This is a genomic window from Shewanella sp. SR44-4 (genome assembly GCF_014163715.1).
Taxonomy (GTDB): Bacteria; Pseudomonadota; Gammaproteobacteria; order Enterobacterales; family Shewanellaceae; genus Shewanella.
The window spans coordinates 105,143-127,250 of the sequence record NZ_JACJDU010000007.1 but is presented as its reverse complement, the minus strand read 5'-3'; the positions used below and the strand labels follow the sequence as shown (position 1 = coordinate 127,250).

21 protein-coding genes are annotated in these 22,108 nt (G+C 41.2%); 7 read left to right on the top strand and 14 right to left on the bottom strand.

Features of this window, described 5'->3' with window-relative positions; all coding sequences use genetic code 11:
- Positions 1-30: 30 nt before the first annotated feature.
- Positions 31-507, bottom strand: a complete 477-nt coding sequence (locus H5125_RS05700; protein WP_101087930.1) for a hypothetical protein — start codon at positions 505-507, stop codon at positions 31-33.
- Positions 507-1,679 (bottom strand): PepSY domain-containing protein, encoded by a 1,173-nt coding sequence (locus tag H5125_RS05695; RefSeq protein WP_182743741.1) that lies wholly within the window; start codon positions 1,677-1,679, stop codon positions 507-509. The genes H5125_RS05700 and H5125_RS05695 overlap by 1 nt, the downstream gene beginning before the upstream one ends.
- A 260-nt stretch (positions 1,680-1,939) precedes the next feature.
- Between H5125_RS05695 and H5125_RS05690 the strand changes: the two genes are divergently transcribed.
- Positions 1,940-4,042, top strand: a complete 2,103-nt coding sequence (locus H5125_RS05690) for a TonB-dependent siderophore receptor (RefSeq protein WP_182743740.1) — start codon at positions 1,940-1,942, stop codon at positions 4,040-4,042.
- Between the two features lie 535 nt (positions 4,043-4,577).
- The gene (locus H5125_RS05685) at positions 4,578-5,588 is read left to right on the top strand and encodes a D-alanine--D-alanine ligase (RefSeq protein ID WP_101087920.1); all 1,011 of its coding nucleotides are present in this window, start codon (positions 4,578-4,580) and stop codon (positions 5,586-5,588) included.
- 80 nt (positions 5,589-5,668) lie between these two features.
- On the opposite strand, the gene H5125_RS05680 is transcribed toward H5125_RS05685, so the two are convergent.
- The 7 genes from H5125_RS05680 to H5125_RS05650 form a co-directional block, all read right to left on the bottom strand.
- Positions 5,669-6,268, bottom strand: coding sequence for a cytochrome c3 family protein (locus H5125_RS05680; protein ID WP_101087918.1), 600 nt, complete (start codon positions 6,266-6,268; stop codon positions 5,669-5,671).
- 8 nt (positions 6,269-6,276) lie between these two features.
- A complete protein-coding gene (locus H5125_RS05675; RefSeq protein ID WP_101087915.1) occupies positions 6,277-6,747 on the bottom strand; it encodes a nitrate reductase cytochrome c-type subunit in 471 nt (156 codons plus the stop codon).
- Positions 6,748-6,758: 11 nt separating this feature from the next.
- Complete coding sequence (napA, locus tag H5125_RS05670; RefSeq protein ID WP_101088208.1) at positions 6,759-9,248, bottom strand: nitrate reductase catalytic subunit NapA; 2,490 nt, start codon at positions 9,246-9,248, stop codon at positions 6,759-6,761.
- Between the two features lie 2 nt (positions 9,249-9,250).
- Positions 9,251-9,508, bottom strand: coding sequence for a chaperone NapD (locus H5125_RS05665; RefSeq protein WP_011638005.1), 258 nt, complete (start codon positions 9,506-9,508; stop codon positions 9,251-9,253).
- A gap of 33 nt (positions 9,509-9,541) precedes the next feature.
- A complete protein-coding gene (locus H5125_RS05660; RefSeq protein WP_011638006.1) occupies positions 9,542-9,700 on the bottom strand; it encodes a periplasmic nitrate reductase, NapE protein in 159 nt (52 codons plus the stop codon).
- Between the two features lie 391 nt (positions 9,701-10,091).
- Entirely contained in the window at positions 10,092-11,000 is a 909-nt protein-coding gene (locus H5125_RS05655; RefSeq protein ID WP_101087912.1) for a class I SAM-dependent methyltransferase, read from the bottom strand.
- Positions 11,001-11,040: 40 nt separating this feature from the next.
- Positions 11,041-12,255: an AI-2E family transporter gene (locus H5125_RS05650; RefSeq protein WP_182743739.1), complete on the bottom strand. Its 1,215-nt coding sequence runs from the start codon at positions 12,253-12,255 to the stop codon at positions 11,041-11,043.
- Between the two features lie 158 nt (positions 12,256-12,413).
- On the opposite strand from H5125_RS05650, the gene folX reads away from it, so the two are divergent.
- Together folX and H5125_RS05640 are read left to right on the top strand one after the other, a co-directional pair.
- Positions 12,414-12,779 carry a dihydroneopterin triphosphate 2'-epimerase gene (folX, locus tag H5125_RS05645; protein WP_101087907.1) on the top strand — a complete coding sequence of 122 codons (366 nt, stop codon included), beginning with the start codon at positions 12,414-12,416 and terminating at the stop codon, positions 12,777-12,779.
- An 84-nt stretch (positions 12,780-12,863) separates the two neighbouring features.
- Complete coding sequence (locus H5125_RS05640; protein ID WP_101087904.1) at positions 12,864-13,763, top strand: TIGR01777 family oxidoreductase; 900 nt, start codon at positions 12,864-12,866, stop codon at positions 13,761-13,763.
- Positions 13,764-13,808: 45 nt separating this feature from the next.
- On the opposite strand, the gene H5125_RS05635 is transcribed toward H5125_RS05640, so the two are convergent.
- Positions 13,809-14,708 (bottom strand): LysR family transcriptional regulator, encoded by a 900-nt coding sequence (locus tag H5125_RS05635; protein WP_101087901.1) that lies wholly within the window; start codon positions 14,706-14,708, stop codon positions 13,809-13,811.
- A gap of 369 nt (positions 14,709-15,077) precedes the next feature.
- On the opposite strand from H5125_RS05635, the gene H5125_RS05630 reads away from it, so the two are divergent.
- A complete protein-coding gene (locus H5125_RS05630) occupies positions 15,078-15,527 on the top strand; it encodes a hypothetical protein (protein ID WP_101087898.1) in 450 nt (149 codons plus the stop codon).
- Positions 15,528-15,569: 42 nt separating this feature from the next.
- On the opposite strand, the gene H5125_RS05625 is transcribed toward H5125_RS05630, so the two are convergent.
- Positions 15,570-16,277, bottom strand: coding sequence for a pseudouridine synthase (locus H5125_RS05625; protein ID WP_162022737.1), 708 nt, complete (start codon positions 16,275-16,277; stop codon positions 15,570-15,572).
- Positions 16,278-16,425: 148 nt separating this feature from the next.
- The gene (locus tag H5125_RS05620) at positions 16,426-17,289 is read right to left on the bottom strand and encodes a DUF4010 domain-containing protein (protein ID WP_182743738.1); all 864 of its coding nucleotides are present in this window, start codon (positions 17,287-17,289) and stop codon (positions 16,426-16,428) included.
- A gap of 499 nt (positions 17,290-17,788) precedes the next feature.
- Here H5125_RS05620 and H5125_RS05615 point away from each other — a divergent pair, with 499 nt between their 5' ends.
- Positions 17,789-18,043 carry a TIGR03643 family protein gene (locus tag H5125_RS05615; RefSeq protein WP_101087889.1) on the top strand — a complete coding sequence of 85 codons (255 nt, stop codon included), beginning with the start codon at positions 17,789-17,791 and terminating at the stop codon, positions 18,041-18,043.
- 82 nt (positions 18,044-18,125) lie between these two features.
- On the opposite strand, the gene H5125_RS05610 is transcribed toward H5125_RS05615, so the two are convergent.
- Positions 18,126-20,609 carry an ABC transporter permease gene (locus H5125_RS05610; protein ID WP_182743737.1) on the bottom strand — a complete coding sequence of 828 codons (2,484 nt, stop codon included), beginning with the start codon at positions 20,607-20,609 and terminating at the stop codon, positions 18,126-18,128.
- The gene (locus H5125_RS05605) at positions 20,609-21,358 is read right to left on the bottom strand and encodes an ABC transporter ATP-binding protein (RefSeq protein ID WP_162022734.1); all 750 of its coding nucleotides are present in this window, start codon (positions 21,356-21,358) and stop codon (positions 20,609-20,611) included. Before H5125_RS05605 ends, H5125_RS05610 begins: the two co-directional genes overlap by 1 nt.
- Positions 21,359-21,419: 61 nt before the next feature.
- On the opposite strand from H5125_RS05605, the gene H5125_RS05600 reads away from it, so the two are divergent.
- Positions 21,420-21,977: an arylesterase gene (locus H5125_RS05600; RefSeq protein WP_162022733.1), complete on the top strand. Its 558-nt coding sequence runs from the start codon at positions 21,420-21,422 to the stop codon at positions 21,975-21,977.
- Positions 21,978-22,108: the final 131 nt, after the last annotated feature.

Below are 22,108 nucleotides of genomic sequence, written 5' to 3'. Positions count from 1 at the left end.
AAACCAAGCTGCCCCAAAGACTACAATCGTTTAGTTTGATGACTGATAAAATGCATCAGGTAACTTCCAGCTAATGACTTGCTGTTGCCCCTGCCAATTTTCAATGGTTAACCAAGCCTTGTGTTCTGCGGTTAATACTTCTGGCGCAATAGCATGAACTTCTTGTCCATGCTGACTGCCATGCAAGATACCTGCATCGCCCATTTGCAGTGTTTCTAATGGTAAGGGCTCTGTGCCAATATTTAAATATGCTTGACGGATTTTGTTTACCTGCCCCTGACTAAACAATAATAAAAAATCTTTAGTGTAGGTACCATCGTGAAGATATGGCGGATCAAGATTATACGGCATAGGTGTTATTTCAAAAGCGCCAACCGCTTGAGTTTCCCATGCATCAGGGAATTGCGGGAATAGAGACTGATATAGAAAATAACAAACTAGCACTAACATTAAGCCATTTATTTTATACTTGTAACGATTCCATATGGTGTTTTTAATGCGGGCCATTAGTTACCTTCCTGCTCGACTAGCTGTGAGTTATGCATTGCCAACGGATCATCTAGGTCGGTTCTGGCGGCTTTTACGGTTCGACTTCCCCACATTAAAAATCCTGTGATAGACATCCCCGTTAGAAAAATGCCGAAGATAAACCAAATCACTTTTGTCCACAGCCCGCCTATTGTGCCGTAATGCAGTGGATCAGCAATATGCGAAAGCGTTTGTAAGGTGGTCATTGCCGCTGGCGATCTTTCACTTTCAATGGTGCCGCTCCATGGATTCACTGTCACGCCATAAGCGTACTGGTCATAGAAAATATGATCTCCCTGGCCATACACCTTGTAAGTATCTCGTTGGTGCTCAGGAAGCATAATGTAGGTACTTTTAAAGCCTGGGAATTTTTGCTCGGCCACTTGCAGCGCATTAGATAATGTATACGGTCTAATAGGAGCATCATTTGCTGATGTAGGCACTTGGCTTGCCTCAATTAAAGGTGCATGTGGCTCCAAATCTATGTGGTTGTGCCACAAAATCGCTTGGGTTAAATACCATAAACCGGTAATACTCATCAGCATTAAAAACCACATTGACCACACACCTGCCAATCGATGTAAATCTGCAAGCAATGTTTTTTTACCTTGATTGATACGTAATTTAGGCTGGATAAATGAACGCCAAAACTTTTTATAAATCACCAGTCCAGATATCAACGCCCCCAACATAACGATGGCCATAAAACAGACAATGTAATAGCCGACACTGTAATTAACATGCCATGGAAACAGTAACCAACCGTGTAAGGAGCGCATAAAATTAGTGAAAGTCATACCAAGATTGATTGCTTGTATTTGGCCGGTGTATTGATTTACATAAGCAATGGCAAAAGGCGCATCGCTATCGTTAAAAATAACCGCATTAACCAGATAAGATTCAAAGCTCATCACTGTGGTGATGTTAGCTGTGGGGTGCGCTTGTTGCACAATTTCAACGAGTTCTGACATCGGTTTTTCTGCCAGATTTTGCGGGTTACTAGCCCTCGAGTCAGGATTAGTAAGCCAGGTTAATTCATGGCTTATCACTGAAATCGTTCCTGTAAGGCACACAAAACAAAAAATTATCCATACGGGTAATGAAAACCAGCCATGAAGCTTAAACCAAAATCGATTACTACGTTTTGCCATCTGATGTCCAAATTTGTCCGCTGTCTTTATAGATATTAATTTTCCACACATGCTAATACGATTGATAACCAATCTCAACAACTATTGAGTGATAATTATTATCAATTGTAAATTTTGCGTTAATGCTCACATTTCAATCAATCTAGCCTCGGCCGTGGTTGCTAATGATAATCATTAGCAATAACATTAGCGTCTGATAAGCGCTATGGTTCGCCGTTAATAATATTCATCATTAGAAAAAGACACAGATAAGGCACAACATGAAACCTAAACATACCTTTGCACTTTCATCATTAGTTTTGGCAATGGGCTTTCTAGTACAGCCCATTGCCCTTGCAGCAGAACAACAAAATGCTGACAACAATGATCAAAACATAGAAAAAATTCAAATCTTGGGTGTTCGTTATAAACGCGTTAGCCAAGGCGCTACTGGGTTAACTATGGAGATTGATGAGACACCGCAGTCAATCAGTGTGGTTACCAACGAGCAGATAACTAATTTTGGGGCCAATAACCTTAACGACGTACTTCGTCTTGCGACGGGTATTAATGTTGAAGAATGGGAAACAAACCGCACACAATATACTTCTCGCGGCTTTGAAATTAAAAGTACCCAAATTGATGGCGTCGGTTTGCCCAATGACTGGGGGATCGTCACTGGTGCAATGGAAGCTTATGGTTATGAAAAAATTGAAGTTATTCGTGGCGCTAACGGGCTACTAACCGGAATAGGTAATTCTGCTGGTACCATTAATTATGTGCGTAAACGCCCGACTAACGAAAATGAAGGTGAAGTAGGCATCTCATATGGCTCAGATGACTTTAAGCGCGTACAAGCTGATTACTCTGCCCTGTTAACAGAAAGCGGTAGTTGGGCTGGTAGAGTTGTTGCGGTAGTAGAAGACAAAGGATCATACTTAGATGGCCTAGAAAACGATCGTGGTTATATTTACGCTGTCGTTGATGGTCAATTAACAGATAACTCAACGCTAACATTAGGGTTTTCATACCAAGATGCCAACACAGACGGTAATACCTGGGGCGGATTAGTATTTAACTATACTGACGGCACCCAAGCTGAATGGGATACCAGCGCTAGCACCACACAAGAGTGGACTATGTGGGACACCATCAATACAACCGCATTTGTTGAGTATACTTACATAATGCCTAACGATTGGGACCTTAAAGTTGCCTATAATCATCAAGGATTAGAAGATGAAAGTAAGTTATTTTATGCTTCTGGAACCATTGATAAGGACACAGGCTTAGGATTAAATGGTTGGCCTGGTCGTTACGACACTGAGTTTTCAGCCGATATTTTGGACATCACCACAATTGGTCATTATGGCTTATTTGGTCAAGATCACGAACTGACCTTAGGGTTAAGCGGTTCTCAAAGTAAAAAATACATGTACCAACACCCATTTGATTTTGCAGCGACTCCTGCATATGGTCCAACCCCAGCCTTCCCTTACGATCTCAATGCGATCCCTGAGCCTGAATGGGGCGATAAAGTGGAGTACTCTGACATCGATGTAAGCTTACTTCGCGCCTATGGTTCGACTAAGTTCAATATTAATGACAGCCTATTCGTAGTTGCTGGCTTTAATGCGATTAAATATACCCGCGAAGGTATTAATAGCGGCGTTGATATCGACAACGACGAAAGCGAGTTTAGCCCTTATGCTGGTGTGGTTTACAGCATCACAGAGGATATCAACACTTACTTCAGTTATTCAGACATTTACCAACCGCAAGAGCAGTATGATTACGATGGGTATTTTTTAGACCCCACTAAAGGCGTCAATTACGAACTTGGGCTTAAAACCCTATGGCTTGATAATGATTTAATGGCTACCTTTGCACTATTTAGTGCTGAGCAAAATAACCTCGCTAGCTACGCCGGCCTTAATGCCAACGGAAATTACTATTATAAAGGTGCCAATGTCGAATCGAAAGGCTTTGAAGTTGAAGTCACTGGACACATAACAGACAACCTCAATGCCGTATTAGCTTATACGCTGCTAGATGTAGAAGATGAAGATGGCGCTGAGGCAAATGAATGGGCAGCCCGAAACGTTGTTAACTTTTCGATGGATTATACCATCCCACAATTGCCAGAAGTAAGCGTTGGATTAGGCGGCAGATGGCAATCTGAAACCAAAAATGTTGATTCTAATGTAGAACAAGATGCCTATTTAGTCGTTAACGCTTTCGCAAGTTGGAATATTTCTGAAGACCTAAATCTGAGAGCTAACATTAATAACCTCACCGATGAAAAATACATTAACAGCTTGGCCACTATCGGTTATTACGGCGCGCCTGTGAATGGTTCGGTGAACTTAACTTATCGCTTCTAGGTAAGATTAAAATATTACACCGCAGAGACTAAGATTGAAGCAATAAGCTTAAGTATTCTACTGTCATACGTTTGTTAGTACATCAATATAATCAATGTAGTTGACCACGATAGCAGACATTATATTGATTGATTAAAAACCTCTTTTTTATGAAAATAAAAAGAGGTTTTTCTTTTTTACGGCTGATGCAGAAAAGATAACGCTGAGATTGTCGACAACAAAACGACAGTGTATGACTCCACCCAGCATATTATGGCCACTTAGAACGGATGTGACTAACCAAGACGGATGCCACTAACGCTTATGATATTGCCAATTAATACAATCGCTTCGTGAGGTAATGGAGATGTGATAGCTGTTTATTATCTCGTTGAGGTTATTTAATCGCATTAACGTCGGAAATAGACATAAATAGCTGAAATATTATTAACTCTTACTTGCACTGTATGGCTGTGGGTCTTTATCATAAGCATTACTTTTTTAGGGCTAATCTAATTCAAATTCAGCCCATTTTTTGGGTCTTTCAGGAGCAACCATGCCAAAGATTAATCTGCTGTTATTGTGCGGCGGTGGCGGTGCAGAACACGATATTTCGTTAATGTCTGCACGTTTTTTTGAGTCATCACTGGCAAAGTCAGATAAATTTTCGGTACTTAAGTTAGTACTCGATAAACACGGTCATTATCACACTGAAGACGGTAAATTATGCGACCTGACTAATCGCCGTGAAATTCGTTTTGAAGATAACAATACGCCAGCATGGTCAGTTGATTATGTGATCCCGTGTATTCATGGATTTCCGGGTGAAACCGGTGATATTCAATCGTACTTTAACTTAATCCAACTGCCCTACTTTGGTTGTGAATCTGAAGCCTCAAGCAATTGCTTTAATAAAATCACCGCTAAAATGTGGTTTTCAGCTTTAGGCGTACCAAACACGCCTTACATCTTTTTGCACCAACTAGATGATGATGCAATCAAGCAAACTGAAACGGCATTTGATCATTGGGGATCTGTTTTTGTAAAAGCGGCATCACAAGGATCGTCTGTGGGATGCTATAAAGTCGATGTTAAAGCCAATATCGCTAACGTACTTAAAGATGCGTTTAGTTACGCTCCATATGTGGTTGTTGAGCAAACCATCCATGCGCGTGAATTAGAAGTCGCCGTATACCAATACCAAGGGGAAGTGGTAGCTACCTTACCGGGCGAAATTATTTGCGACAGCAATACCTTTTATTCATTTGATGAAAAGTACGCTAAAAATAGTAAGGCCCGTACCGACGTTGTTGCTGATAACCTCAGCCCTGAGATCAGTCAGCTGATCCGGGATTACGCAATAAAAGCCTTTAAAGGGATGAAATTACGTCACTTGTCGCGCATTGATTTCTTTTTAACTGATGATAATCAAATCCTCTTGAATGAAATCAATACCTTCCCAGGGTTAACGCCTATTTCAATGTTTCCGAAAATGTTGCAAAACCATGGCCATGATTTCACTGAATATTTAATTGATGTGATTGGACAACAGGTTGATTTAACGTAAACAACTTTAGTTCGAAATGCATAAAACAAAAGGCCAGCAAATTTGCTGGCCTTTTCTATACACTTACAATATTAACCGGTTTAGAACCCTTCTACACCCGCCATATCAGGTAATTGGTGTGCAATACCTTTATGACAATCGATACAGGTTTTTTCGCCGCTAGCCAGTGATGTTGAATGCATTTGTGATGCACGCTTAGACTGACGAGTGAAATCCATATAGTCGAAGTTATGACAGTTACGGCACTCTAACGAATCGTTAGCTTTGAGGCGTTCCCATTCATGTTCCGCCAGCTCGCGACGTTTACCTTCAAACTTTTCTCGCGTGCTAATAGTACCGAATATTTTGCCCCACACTTCCTTAGAAGCTTGCATTTTACGAGCAATTTTATCGGTCCAGTTATGTGGCACATGACAATCAGGACAGGTTGCACGCACACCACTTCGGTTAGTGAAGTGAATAGTCGTTTGCAGTTCCTGATAAACATTGTTTTCCATTTCATGGCAACCAATACAGAATTGCTCGCGGTTAGTCAGTTCCAAGGCGGTGTTAAATCCGCCCCAGAAAATCACCCCAGCGATAAATCCACCAATGGTTAAGAAGCCAAGACTGTAATGGACACTCGGACGACACAGCACTTTCCACACTATTTTTAGTTGCTCAAACAATTTTGCAATCATAGTGACTCCTAGTGCTTAACTGGGGCTTTCGCCTTCATTAAGTGATCAATATCGACAAAGTCATTTTCAACTAATAACTTGGCATCTAACTGCGGTGCATGGCACTGAGTACAAAAATAACGACGTGGTGATAAATCAGCCAAGAAATTATTATCACGGTCCATATAGTGAGTCACGCTCACCATTGGAGCCTGTGAATGACCAGTACTAGTACGGGCATGACACTGAATACACTTGTTCACTTTAAGATCGATTTGATAACCATCAATCTTGTGCGGGATCACCGGTGGCTGCATTGGGTAATTACGTACCTGCTTAACATCGGTATTGATCACAGCTTGCATCGCAGGCGGTGTCGGTTCTACATTAATTGGCGCTAAACGTAATGTGTCGATTTTGTCTTCAGGTATGCTGGTAGCCATTACACTTACAGAGAAACCTAATAACGCGATAATCGATAATAATTTACCTGTTTTCATGGTCTGTCTCCTTAAGCCTTAACAATCTTTACAGCACATTTTTTATAGTCAGTTTGTTTTGACAAAGGATCTGTCGCATCTAACGTCACTTTATTAATGAGCTGGCTGGCATCAAACCAAGGCACAAACACTAAGCCAACAGGCGGCTTATTACGTCCTCGTGTTTCAACACGGGTTTTAATTTCACCACGACGAGAAACAATTCTAATTTCATCACCACGACGTAAACCGCGCTTTTTAGCATCTTCAGGATGCATAAAACACACTGCATCAGGGAAGGCTTTATAAAGTTCAGGTACACGTTGTGTCATTGAACCAGAATGCCAATGTTCAAGCACACGACCTGTTGATAGCCAAATATCGAACTCTTCATCTGGTGACTCTGCAGCAGGCTCGTAAGGCAATGCGAAAATAACTGCACGGCCATCTGGCTTACCGTAAAACTCAAATTCTGTACCCGCTTTAACGTATGGGTCTGACCCTTCACGGAAACGCCATTTGGTTTCTTTGCCATTAACCACCGGCCAACGTAAACCGTGCTCTTTGTGGTATACATCAAAGTCAGCTAAATCATGACCATGACCACGTCCAAAGGTGGCATATTCTTCAAATAAACCTTTTTGAACGTAAAAACCAAAATGCTTAGCTTCATCATTTAAGTATTTTTGATCAGCATCTGCCAATGGAAATTTATCAACATTGCCATTGAGATAAAGCACTTCATATAAGGTTTTACCTTTAAACGAAGGGTTAGCAGCTAACACTTCTGCAGGCCAAACTTCGTCAGTAGTGAAACGCTTAGAGAATTCCATTAACTGCCATAAATCAGACTGTGACTCGCCTGGTGCTTTAACCATTTGATGCCAAAATTGAGTACGACGTTCAGCATTACCGTAGGCACCTTCTTTTTCGACCCACATTGCTGTTGGTAAAATTAAATCGGCGGCTTGGGTGGTAACAGTTGGATATGCATCAGACACTACGATGAAGTTTTCAGGATTACGGTAGCCCGGTAAACCTTCTTCGTTAATATTGGCGCCTGCTTGGATATTGTTGTTCACTTGTACCCAGTAACAATTTAGATCGCCATCTTTTAAGCGACGGTTTTGCTCTACTGCATGGTAACCAGGTTTTGGTGGAATAATACCACTCGGAATATGCCAAATCTCTTCGGCGCGCTTTCTGTGTTCAGGGTTAGTCACTACCATGTCCGCAGGTAAACGATGTGAGAATGTACCCACTTCACGTGCTGTACCACAAGCAGACGGTTGACCCGTTAATGAGAATGGGCTGTTACCTGGAGTAGAGATTTTACCGACTAACAAGTGAATGTTATAAATCAGATTATTACACCACACACCACGAGTATGTTGGTTAAAGCCCATGGTCCAGAATGAAGTCACTTTACGATCTGGATCTGCATAAAGCTCTGCCAACTCAATAAGCTTATGTTCTGGTACACCAGACAACTTACTGACAGATTCAACATCATAGTCAGCCACAAATTTAGCAAATTCGTCAAAATCAATCGGGGTAGAGTCACCTGCAGTGGCAACGTTTTTGGCTTTCATTTCTAATGGATGCGTTGGACGTAAACCATAGCCAATGTCTGTGGTTCCCTTGCGGAAATTAACATGCTTTTTGATGAAATCTTTATTCACTTTGCCATTTTGGATAATGTAATTGGCAATAAAGTTAAGCATTGCTAAATCGGTTTGTGGCGTGAATACAATGGGCAAATCAGCAAGGTCGAATGAACGATGTTCAAAGGTAGACAACACGGCGACTTTAACGTGTGGCGCGCTTAAACGGCGATCGGTTACACGAGTCCATAAAATAGGGTGCATTTCTGCCATGTTTGAGCCCCAAAGCACAAACGCGTCAGCCGCTTCCATATCGTCATAACAACCCATTGGCTCATCAATGCCGAAGGTACGCATAAAGCCACCTACCGCAGATGCCATACAATGACGAGCGTTTGGATCGATGTTATTTGAACCAAAGCCAGCTTTCATTAACTTAACCGCTGCATAACCTTCCCATACGGTCCACTGACCAGAACCAAACATACCGACGGCTGTTGGACCTTTGGCTTTAATGGTCGCTTTCCAACGCTCGGCCATAGTGTCGAACGCTTTTTCCCATGTAATAGGAGTGAATTCGCCATGCTTGTCATATTTGCCATCAGTCATACGCAACATTGGCGTTTGCAGACGATCACGACCGTACATAATTTTAGAAAGGAAATAGCCTTTAATACAGTTTAAGCCACGGTTAACTTCGCTGTTGGCATCACCATGAGTCGCAACAACTTTACCGTCACGGGTGGCTACCATCACTGAACAACCTGTTCCGCAAAAACGACAAGGTGCTTTGTTCCATTCTAATTTGGTTTGTTCTGAGCTAGTGATCAGGTTGCTTGCACTTGTAGGTAGTGCTAATCCTGCAACACTTGCCGCTGCGATAGCGGCATTGGCCTTCATAAAATCGCGTCTATTCATTTTCATACTTCACCCTCTTCAAGCTCTTCACTTTGGTGATACACCATGGTGGCAGTCAACACACCCGGAATGGCATTAATAGTTGATATATCATCCATCAACGATCGTTGGCTCGGACCTTCAACGACAACAACTAACTTAACGTCATTATTAGCTGACAACTCAGCATTTTTGATGGCCATAATTTTTTGTCTTACTTCAGCCATTTGCTCAGGGTGTACTTGGACAATTAGGCTGGTTACGTGAAGTTCATTGCTCATACATCGTTCTCACATTGTTTATTATTTTTAGGATTAGCCCGCGCCTGGAGGCCCAGTTAAAATTTGGCTAAACCAGATAGTAAAACCTAGTGCGCTAACCAGTAATACAGATAAAATTGGGGCTAGAAAGACGGTCAAAAAAATAAAAATCTTTAGCTCTAAACCCTTTTTGCTTTCGGTTTCATTACTCATGGACCCTCCAAGAGTGGGGATAAAAACAATAAATCATCATCGCTTTATTGCTTCTTTATTACGACTCGGTGAATTTTATCGTTAATGCAGTAACAATCTATATACTCACAAATTGGTAAAACAAGGTTAATATGATCTAGATCATCAATTTTAATAAATCATTAGCTAGATCAGGGTTATCGGTCATAAATACCGATTAAAAGAAGGATTATTTAACGATTATTTGAACAGGTATTTCCTTGGTTAGCATTAAGTATAAGCCACTAAAAACAACTTGCGCGGCTAAGATGTCATTAAGGGGTTAATCGTGAGGTATGTCTTGGCATTTTTTACAGGCATAAAAAAACCGACAGTCACATGACTGTCGGTTTATTTGTAACGCGTTAATAAATTAGCTCATGCAGTAACGTAATACTTTTAATGATTTCTGTTCATCTATATCGGCAAAAACGGACGGATTAGCAATTCGCTCAACATAAGTTAATTGTGGCGCAGTATTAGCCACTTGTTGCATCAAAAAATCACAACCAAGCTCTGGGGCATTTAAGCACAGCAACACTTCACCTTGTGGTGCAAGTAAGTCAGGCAGACGTTTCAATAAGCGCTCATAATCTTTAGTGGCCACAAAACTGCCACGTTGATTACTCGGTGGATCGGCCACAATCAAATCATACGGTCCAAGCTTGGTTAATTTACCCCATGATTTAAAAATATCGTGGCCTAAATAACGCGCTCCTGCGGGTAAGTCATTTAATACATGGTTTTGCTTACCAATGCTTAACGCACCTTTACTCATGTCCATGTTGACCACTTCATCTGCGCCGCCTTGCAAAGCCACTACCGAAAAGCCGCAAGTATAAGCAAATAAATTAAGTACCTTTTTATGTTTTGCGTGTTGTTTCACCCATGCTCGGCCGTTGGCCATATCTAAAAATAAACCGTGGTTTTGTCCGCGTAATAAATGGACTAAAAAGCGCGCACCATTTTCGATCACAATATGCTGTTCTGGTACTTCACCATGCAATAACTCACTGAATGTTTGGCCACCTTGACGGTATTGGTAAACCAAATTAAGTGTTTCAGTTGGTCGTTGTTGCTGCCAAAGTACCTTTACTGCAATCACTAATTCATTGAGTTGCTCGGTTTCAAGCATCTTAAAACTGGTGAGCAATAATACTGGTTTATACCAATCTAAACACAGGTGTTCATCGCCAGCGAATAAGCCGCCGCGGCCATGAAATAAACGGCAAACATCATCACCGAACGTCAAATTTGGAACTATTTGTAAAAAACCTTTCATACACTCTCTTAACTCAATAAACTAAATACAATCAATAGGGTTATGCATTTGTGGTTGATGACTTAGCTTTAGTGTCACTGCCCACGCTATGATCATTATCTACGTCGCTACTGACTCCACTATTAACGTCATTATTAACCTGTTCGTCATCGTCGTCTCTGTGGCAATCTTCAGCTGCAATTTCGGCTTCTGCTTTAACATTATTGGCAGATTCATTGGGTGAGTCATCATTATCATCCGACAATAAAATTGCCAGCCAATTGCCCGAGTCGCTCGATTCAAGACCAATTTTAACAATCATGGTTAAGGGTACCGACAGCAACATGCCGACAGAGCCAAGCAGCCAACCCCAAAAAATCAATGATAAAAAAACCACTAAGGTAGACAAGCCTAAACCTCGGCCCATAAAACGCGGTTCAACCATATTACCCATCACCATATTGGTACCCACATACAATAAACCGGTAATACCTGCAGCCCCTGGGCCCATTTGGATAAAAGCCAATAACACAGCCGGAATAGCGGCAATAATAGAACCAATATTAGGAATATAATTAAACAGAAAAGCGATGACTGCCCATAACAAAGCATAGTCAACGCCAATGATTGTCAAACCGATACCAACAACCACTGCTGTCGCTAAACTGACAAGGGTTTTAATCACCATATATTGATTAACCGACTGCAAGAATTTATCGATTTGCTGTAAACGCTTATCTGGAGCATCGAGGGCTAAATGAAACTTTCTAGGCATTGATTGCGCCTCAAATAACATAAATACGATAGTCAAAATAATCAGGAATAAATTAGCCATCACATTGCCAACACCAGACAACATATTGGTGGTCATGGATAACGCCATGCCGGGGTCAAAATAATCGAGTACTTTTTGTTGAGAAATCTGGATATTAAAATCTTGCAGTTTTTCAAGGATCCACGCAAATTGTTCAATCAATTGCTCCCGATACTTGGGCATTTCTTTGGAAAACTCAGTTACCGAACTACCCACTAAACTGGCCAGCCACAAGCCCATTAACACAATAAATCCCATCAATAAGATGATCGATAACCATTTAGGAATACGATAGCGCGTCATCAATACAATGGCTGGATTGCAAATTACCGCTAAAAATGCAGATAATACAAAAGGCACCACAATTGGGCTGGCCGTTTTGATTCCCGCTAGAATGATCACCACACAGGCCATCACCACAAAACTACGGACAGCCATAGGCGATTGTTGTAATCCTTTCATAGAACTAAAAATCCTTATTATTGCTTATTAAAATGATTCTGTATGCTAAGCTAAACTCAGTAACATATTGCAAACTAAGTTAAATATTTTTGTCGATTCACATATAAGTTGATGACAATATTGGCTTACAACAACTTTTAGGGATCCACTCACTCAATATGAAACCAGAAACCGCTATTATACGCATTAAAAACTTACGTTTACGCACCTATATCGGCATTAAAGAAGATGAAATCAATAACCAACAAGATGTCATCGTCAATGTGGTGATCCATTATTGTGCCGACAAAGCGCGAAACAGCAACAATGTCACTGATGCGTTGAATTATCGCACCATTACTAAAAATATCATTGCTTTGATTGAAAATAATCGTTTTTCATTACTCGAAAACCTAACCAATCAAACTCTCGCCATTGCCAGTGAACATGATTGGGTTGAATTTGCCAGTGTCGAAATTGATAAACCCCATGCACTTCGCTTTGCAGACTCTGTGTCGATGGAATTATGCTATCAAAAGCCGTAATAACAAGTATGTTGCGTGCAGAATTTGTGATCATTTCTTAAGGTTACCATCGTATATTGTTCTACTGAGTAGAAGGGAGTTTAGATGAGAATATTAATCACTGGTGCAACGGGGTTTGTTGGCAAACGCTTAGTTAAATCGCTTAGCGAACACCAACTGATCATATTGACGCGAAATATTAATAACGCAAAAAATAATCTTGGCAGTCACCATCAATACTGGCAAACCCTTACTGATAAACCACACCTTAACGACATAGATGCCGTAATTAACCTTGCAGGCGAACCGATAGTCAGTAAACGTTGGAGCAACAAACAAAAAAAACTAATATGCGACAGCCGTTGGGACATCACCACGGAATTAACTCAGCTTATTAGTAAAAGTACTACGCCGCCACATACGTTTATTAGCGCCTCAGCGGTGGGTTACTATGGTCGACAAGACCAGAGTCCAGTCGATGAGACAAGTGGATTTCATACTGAATTTAGCCATGATATATGCCAGAAATGGGAAGACCTCGCACTTCAAGCCCAGTCACAACAGACCCGAGTGTGTATTACTCGAATAGGTATTGTGCTCGGGAAGAATGGCGGCGCATTAGCAAAAATGCTACCTCCATTCAAACTTGGTTTAGGCGGCCCAATAGGCAGTGGCGAGCAAGGTATGAGTTGGATCCATGTTGATGATTTAATTGGACTGATTAACTATTTGCTGAACAACACCAACTTACAAGGTATTTACAATGCTACTGCACCTCAGCCTGTTAGCAATGCAACATTTGCTAAAGCATTAGGCAGTGCGTTAAATCGTCCGGCCAAAATAACCACGCCACCATTAGCGCTAAGACTGGCAATGGGTGAAATGTCAGAGTTGCTCACTACCGGCCAATTTGTACTACCCACAAGGACTTTAGCGGCTGGCTTTGAGTTTCAATACACTGATATCAACAGTGCATTACAACACATTATTAATTCTAAGAGCTAACTCAGAGCACTAAACCACCGAGAAAATTCACCGGGCTAACGGGCATCACTTCACCAACTGTTTAATTTTATTGATTATCGGTCCATAACGACGTGCAAGTGGCCGATGTTTTTTGTAAATGATAAACAAGGGCTCACTGACCACCACATTGTTGGCTTGCTCGGTGGCAAAAGATGCTATGCGGATATGCTGTTGTTGGGCAAAATTATCAACTGCAAATTGTGGTAGCACAGCAAATGCCAGCCCTTTAGCCACGGGAACAAGAATTTGGTTCAATTGGTTAACGTAACTGCGAATAGGCACCTGCAACGCTAACACCTGTTTTTCAATAAAATACTGGCCGACTATTTGCGACCAATAATGCATCGCATCTGGATGGCTCACCATTCCAAGTTCCATGAGTTGTTCAAATGTAACCGATTGATGTGGGTACGACTGCGGTAACACCAGACACAGAGACTGTGCAGCTAATGGGGTCACCACCAGCTCATCCATGTTAATCGGCTGCGTAATGATGCCCACATCAACGGTATTGGCCATAACACTATCAATAATGCGTTTATTAGGCGCCGCTTCCAGATGGATTTGTAATTGACTATATGGCAACTGATAGTCAATAAGGTGAGGATATAAAAGCAACGCCATCGATCCCGAACACGCTAAACGACAAACGCCTACATGCTCATCATCAACCGCTAATTGCGACAAAACTTGTTGCTGTTGCTGCTGCCAAACTAATGCTTGTTGATATAACACAATTCCAGCTTCAGTTAGCTCAAAGCTTTTTCCTATTCGAATCAGTAAATCAACGCCCACTTGCAGCTCAAGCTTTTTAATGTGTTGACTCACGCCAGGTTGCGTCATAAAAAGCTGCTCTGCCGTGTGAGTAAAATGCCCTACTTCGACAAGTTTAATAAATGTGGTTAACCATTGTTGATTTAACATGCTGCGCCTCTATTATGCACTGAACACTTCATTGCATCGACAATGAACATCTCTTATACGACATCGATTATGGGGATACTAACGTCACCGCCGATAATGGCACAATGATAACAAAAAGTTATTGTTTTATGTGTTTTTAATAACCTTACCCACTAACGTTAGCTAAAAGGACAATATAACCAGAAAGGTGTGATTCCAGCTCAAACCCGTGGTTAATACGATTTACTTTTTGCCATCCTCATACACTCCCGTAGAACGGCCAGGTTAACATGCCGCATTGTAGAGTGACTTGACTCTACCTGATTCCTTACCATGATTAAATTGTACAAAAAACGAACAAAATAATTAATTATTAAAAAGGATAATAAAATGAAAAAATTATTAATTACATTAGCTTGCGTTGTATTTAGCTCCGCATTATTTGCCAAAGATAGATTGGAGATTTACCAAGATTACGATCTCGGTACTGAAATAATGGTAATGACTACCGTTAAAGTAGATCCTAATATGGCGGATATATATTTGGCAGGTTTGAGTAATAGCTGGGTTAAAGCGGTTAAAATTGAAAAGGAACTTGGTTATATCAAAGACTGGAAAATCTATGCAAGTGATTTACCAGTGAGTGGTGATTTTAACATGTTATTAGTCGTTACTATGGCTAATGGCGCAGACATGGAGCCTAACAAAAAGAAGTATGAAGCGTTCATGAAAAAGTGGAGCGAGGCTGATAAAAAAATGTCTAATGAAATTTCAGCCAAATACCCTGAAGTAAGGACATTAACGGGTGAATATCGCATGCGTGAGGTCATGATAAAATAATCAATAAAGCGCTTTTTACACAAATACTAAGGGGCGCTGAATTTAAAGCTTATTTAAAAGTATATGACTAAATGAACCAATTTCTACATCGGTTAAATAACGCCATTCACCTATTGCTACATCCAGTTTAACCGCACCAATACTTTCTCGATGCAGCGACACCACTTTATTACCTACGGCAGCAAACATGCGTTTAACTTGATGGAACTTACCTTCAGTTAAGGTCAGTAATACTTCTTGTGGTGTGATAATTTGCAACTGTGCCGGTAATGTCAGCTCTTGCTCCCCTTGCAAAGCAATGCCTTGTAAAAAAGACTCTCCGGCATCTGCTGCTATCGGCTTAGCTAATTTAACCCGGTAAACTTTATGGCATTGTCCAGACGGGGACGTGATAGCAAATGTCCAACGACCATCATCGGTAATAAGCACTAATCCGGTTGTGTCGGCATCTAATCGTCCGGCAATATGCAACTCAGATGGTCGTTCGGCGTCAATTAATGAGAATAGCGACGGATAGACACCATCGACATTCGAACAAAGGGTATTGGCAGGTTTATTGATTAACATATAACGAAACGCTCGAGCAGCAAGATTTTGACCGTTTAAGCTGATGTCATTATTTTCATGAACTTGAACAGCTTCATCCCTGACAACTACACCATTAACGAGCACAGCCCCGTTATGGATATGTTGAATAACCTCATACTTTAATAATTCAGTACTTTTACAAACAAATCGATCAAGACGCATAAATAACCTTAACTTGGGATAATCATTTATTATTGGCTACTTAAGCGGATATTATGCTTTGTCTCGTCAGATATGCAGTCAATGGTGGGGGATATTATGCCACAGACGTAAAGTGCAGTTTGTATTATTAGAGAGAATAGCAAACACATTACTCAAGCAAAAAAGAGCAAAAAAACGTAGCACCGACACTTAATGCAAACCCCACAAACATCATCGCAATAAAAATCCATTTGTGAGAAAAATTGCTTCCTTTAAACATCAAGTACGATTTACTGATGGTGTTACCGAGTAAAATTAACAACAATAAATTTATTAAATCAATATCCTGTGGATTCATAGACCATTCGCTCATCACCGATACAAGAATGGCATGAGCTTCAAAAAATGATACCAGCAAAGTACTGATCCCTCGCGATAAACCAAGTTCACTGCCGATAAAATGCATGGCATATACAAGTCCGAGGATAAAAATAGATAGCTTAGCAACATTTTTCCAATTTATCGGGTGATCAATTAATAGCTCAATATCAACTGTTGGTTGCCCTGACTGGTTACTTAAAAAAAGTAAATTGGATTGCATCTGCACATATATTATCGCCGTAATAAAAAACAATAATTGTGTGACAAAGGGGATATAAAAAATAAAGGCTAATTGGTCTGCCAAAAAAAAGATAATAAATAGACATTCCAGTAACATAGAACATAAAGCAAACAACAATGTCAGTAGCAAATCACGTTCACTTGTTGATGCAAATTTTTTATCATTTAATATTTGTAAAAAAACTGCCGTACTGGAAATAAATCCTCCCAGAAAGCCCTGTAACTGGAATCGACTGCGTTTTGCTAGTAAGTGAAAACTAAAAAAGCTGAATAACTCTAGACAGGCAACTAAAGGCACAATTTTTAATAGAGGAACGTAGGCTGCAACAACAAACAATGCTACAAGCATGGTCATGTCAAACCATATATGTTTGTCTTTAAAATGATATGAGAGTGGTGTTTTATGCTCCATCGACAATATTTGCCTCTATAACTATGTATCCTGGTGGACTAAATCATAAATTATTCAGAACTAACACTTTTCATCACAACATTAACCACTACATTTATCGTGATCGGCACCGAGCACTTTTTAATATAGCTTAATTATACAGCAAGCCAACTTAAAACGATTTAGAGAGTAGACAAATGCTTGTCCAATCTCGTAATCGACAGCTAAGGTGGCTTGATAAATTTTATAGCACGACTTGGCAGGGGGAAATAATATTAAATGTACCGCACTCATCATTGGTAATGAGCACTCACCCTGTGGTGCCGGCATTTAACCGTCCGCCAATAGGATGATCTGATAATTGTTCAGCATCCACTAATGAAAAAAAATATAGGCCAATAAAGCTTGTCTCTATATTTTAACGTATTCATCTGCCTTAAACACAAATCCTTAATACACTAATCTAAACGCTGATAACTAACGTATTAGAGCGCAAACCCAATAAACATTATCAACCTCAATGCTATCACCGCACGATACCTCAAGGATCATTGAAATGGCATGGGAAGACCGCACGCCATTTGAAGCTATTGAACATCTTTATGGCTTAAACGAATCAAATGTGATTAAACTCATGCGCTCATCACTCAAACCCAATAGCTTTAAGTCTTGGCGAGCCCGTGTTAGTGGCCGTAAAACCAAGCACCTTAAATTGCGACCTGAAGGTATTGATAGAGCGTATTGTCCAACCCAATATAAAATGCGTCAAAAGTAATCACATCAGTGATCAACTAAGGTAAAAAGGCAACATAAAAAAGGGAGATGACAATGCATCTCCCTTAATATTTGTAAGTACTTTAGCCCTCTTTTAACATGTCACTGCACGACTTATTGAGTAACTGACGACAACGCCAAATCCCTAAGATTGCCACAATTAGCGCGCCTGCGATTGGAGTGATGCCCCACCATGGCCAATGCATGTATACCACTAACTCAAACACTTGAGTTTTTAGCATGTATAAAGCAAACTCAGCCACTATCACCGCTAATAAACCAGCAATTGCACCAAGCAAAGCAAACTCAATTCCAGTAGAAGCACGAAGTAACCAACCGGATGCGCCAAAAGTTCGCAACACCGCGAGTTCTCGTTGTCGAGTCGCCATGCCAGCCTCAGTTTGCGCAATCAACACCAAGGCACTGGCCAACAACACTAATGCCAACACTAGTGCTAGTGATAATGACACTTGATCGATTATTTGCCGTAGCTGCTCAACCATCGCCCCAACATCAATAATCGATATCGTTGGAAATTGTTGGATCAGTTGCAATACCACTTGATTGGCGCTCAGCAAGCTACCATCAGCCGCTAATTGCGCATCATTAAGGTGAAAACTAGCCATCGAGGTATAGGCAAATGGCGCCAACGCTTCAGGGGTAAAAATCATGAAAAAGTTAGGTTGTAGGGTTTCCCACTGAACCTGTCTAATACTGGCAACTTTCACCGAAAAGGATTGATTATCGATGCTATAAGTGAGCTTGTCGCCAAGTATAACGCCTAGTCTATCTGCGACACCGGACTCAACCGAAACATCATCCGCAGCTTGATTAAACTTGCCCTCAAGCAGCTTATTATTTGGCGGTAAAGTATCTCGATAGGTTAAGTTTAGTTCGCGAGAAATCCCCACTCGCCCTTCAGCTCCGCTTTCAGCTTGTTTGCCCGAAATCAACTCCTCGTCGTTAATATGAGTGAGTCGACCACGCACCACAGGATAAATATCGGTAGCGTTAATATGATTTAGGCTTAAAAAGTCATTTAATGGCTTAGCATCCTCAGGGGCTATATTCACTAGAAAGTAGTTAGGTGCATTTTCAGGTAACTGCTTTTGCCATTCATTAAGTAAATCTTGACGCAAGGCCAAGATGGTGAGCAATAATACCAATGCACTGCTAAATCCAACCAATTGCACAGCATTTTGACGAGCACGACGGCGAAGCCCAGCTAATGCTAGTTGGAAAGGATTGGTGGTTTTCATGCCAATGCCATGACCGAAACGGATCATCACAAAGCCCAGCACACTGAGTAAAAAACCTAACAACAGCACCGCAAGTACCACTGTCATCGTCAATGCTAAACTTCTTGAATACAAATACCCCAACAAGGCCATCGCGGCCAAGCTTAATAGTAAATGGAGCCACATGCCCAGCTGCAGGCCTTCTAATTGGCGCTGCAATACTCTTAACGGCGGAATGGCTAACAGCCGCATTAACGGATAAGCAGAAAACATAAATGCACTGATTAGCCCCGTGCTTACACCTAATAAAATAGGGCGTAAATACGGTGGAGAATAAGCGGCTATCTCTGGTGGTAAAAATGCCGTAATGCCAATGTCGAGCAATAACCCGCCCAATAAACCCAGTGCAATACCCAATAAGGTCACTAACGACAAATGCAGTCCGAATAACACCCGAATTTGCTTGCCTGAAGCGCCAAAGGTTTTCAGCATGGCCACAACATCATAGTGGCGTTGACAGTAACGCTGCGCTGCAATACCAATCGCGGCGCACGCTAATGCAATACCGAGTAAACTGGCTAGCAGCAAAAAGCGCTCCGCACGTTGCACAGCTGAAGCTATCGGGGAATCTCCCGATTGCACATCTACCCAACGCTGGCTGTTATTGAGCAAAGGTTTAGCTTGCAGTTCAAAGGCCGTTAGCTGCTCTGCATCACCAGTAAATTGGTATAAATACGTCACCCGACTACCAGGTTGAATAATACCTGTCGCCGCCACATCATCTAAACGTATGAGTAATACTGGTGAGGACGCAAACGGATTAAACCCTGCATCCGGTAAACGACTAATCTCTTCGGTTAGCGATAACTCACTATTGCCCAACTCAATGCTTTTTGGGTAGCCAAGCAAACCACCTAAACGATTTTCAAACCATGCTTGCCCCTTGCTTGGTAATGCTCGAGTGACACCGTTACTCAGTTCTATATCGCCTTTTAACGGATAGCCATCACCTACCGCTTTAACGGTCACTAATTGAAATTTATCGCCCGAATACACCATCGAGTTAAATTGCATGTTAGTGACGTGGGCAAGGCCTAACTCATTGGCAACAGTAAGGACTTGTGCATCAAGTTCAACCGGTGAGTCGATAATACGGTCGGCGGCAATAAAGTTAGAGGCTTCGCCATTAATGGCCACTTGTAAACGCTCACTAACCCGCGCTAGCCCGGTCACGGATAACACCGCTAACGTAATAGCCAACACGATAAGAATTAATTGTCCTTGAGCGAGTTCACGTTTAAACAATCTCCACGCAATTTGCCACTCCATTAATTAACCTCCGCAACAGGTTCCGCGCTCACATGGGCAGCCTTAAGATTATCTGCGTATGGTTCTGATAAATGGCCATTTTCCATCACTAATTGGCGTGCGCAACGTTTTGCTAAATGTAAATCATGCGTCACTAACACCAACGTGGTGTCACTTTCTTGGTTTAACTCAAACAACATATCAGCAATTTTATCACCATTCACACTGTCTAAGTTGCCTGTTGGTTCATCTGCAAACAGCACTTTGGGTTCACAAATAAAAGCTCTGGCAATAGCCACACGTTGCTGTTCACCACCCGATAATTGTTTAGGCAAATGATTTAATCGATGAGATAAACCAACGCGATTGAGCATGGTTTGGGCTTTCTGCTTGGCATCTTTCACCCCTGCAAGCTCTGCGGGTAGCATAACGTTTTCAAGCGCTGTTAAGGTATCAACCAGCATAAATGACTGAAAGATAAAACTGACTTTTTGCTTACGAAGCGCTGCTTTTTGCTCTTCATTTAATCCGGATAATGCCACCCCATCCAACACTATCTCACCAGAGGTAGGTGTATCTAATGCTGCAAGTAAACCCAATAGTGTCGACTTACCTGAACCTGATGGTCCCAAAATGGCGATACTGTCTCCTTGCTTGACTTCTATATTAATGCCGTTGAGGATAGTCAACTCTCCCTCTTGGGTCACGACAGTTTTATTGAGGTTAGTTACAGTAATGGCACTGGTATTTCGATCGATATTATTAGACATACAATCCTTCTTATATTCGTCACTGAAACGCGTGCTTACCAGCGTGTTTATACTGATAGTTATGAGTGTACCGACCTATGCTGCCACGATTTTGATATTAGGTGATAGCTTAAGTGCAGGCTATGGCATGCCAGAAGATCAGGGATGGGTACAATTATTACGTAACCAGTTGCCTCAGCATCAGATAATTAATGGTTCTGTTAGTGGTGAAACAACGGCGGGAGGATTACGTAGACTCCCGAGTTTACTGGCTTCAAGCCAGCCAGACCTGATTGTCATTGAGCTAGGTGGTAATGATGGGTTGAGAGGTTTTCCACCAAATAAACTGAAATCAAATCTTACAAAAATCATTACCCTATCGCAGCAACAAGGCGCCAAGGTGTTATTAACTGAGATTATGGTACCACCGAATTACGGCCCGAGGTATGCCAAATCTTTTACTCAGATTTATCATCAGTTAGCCGAACAATATACTATTAAGTTAATCCCTTTTTTCATGCAAGATATTGCCACCGACAAAACGCTTATGCAGCGCGATGGCATTCATCCGAATGAACAAGCTCAAGACACTATTACGCAGTTAATGTTACCTTGGATCACACAAGTTTTATCCGAGTAAACACTTAAATTTGAACAAGTTTTGTTCGACATGTTAAAAACATTTTAATAAAGTGATCGAAAGTCATTTTAATTTAAGCATCAATGTTTAAAATGGACACTCAGCAAGCGCATTAAATAAGCATAAACATA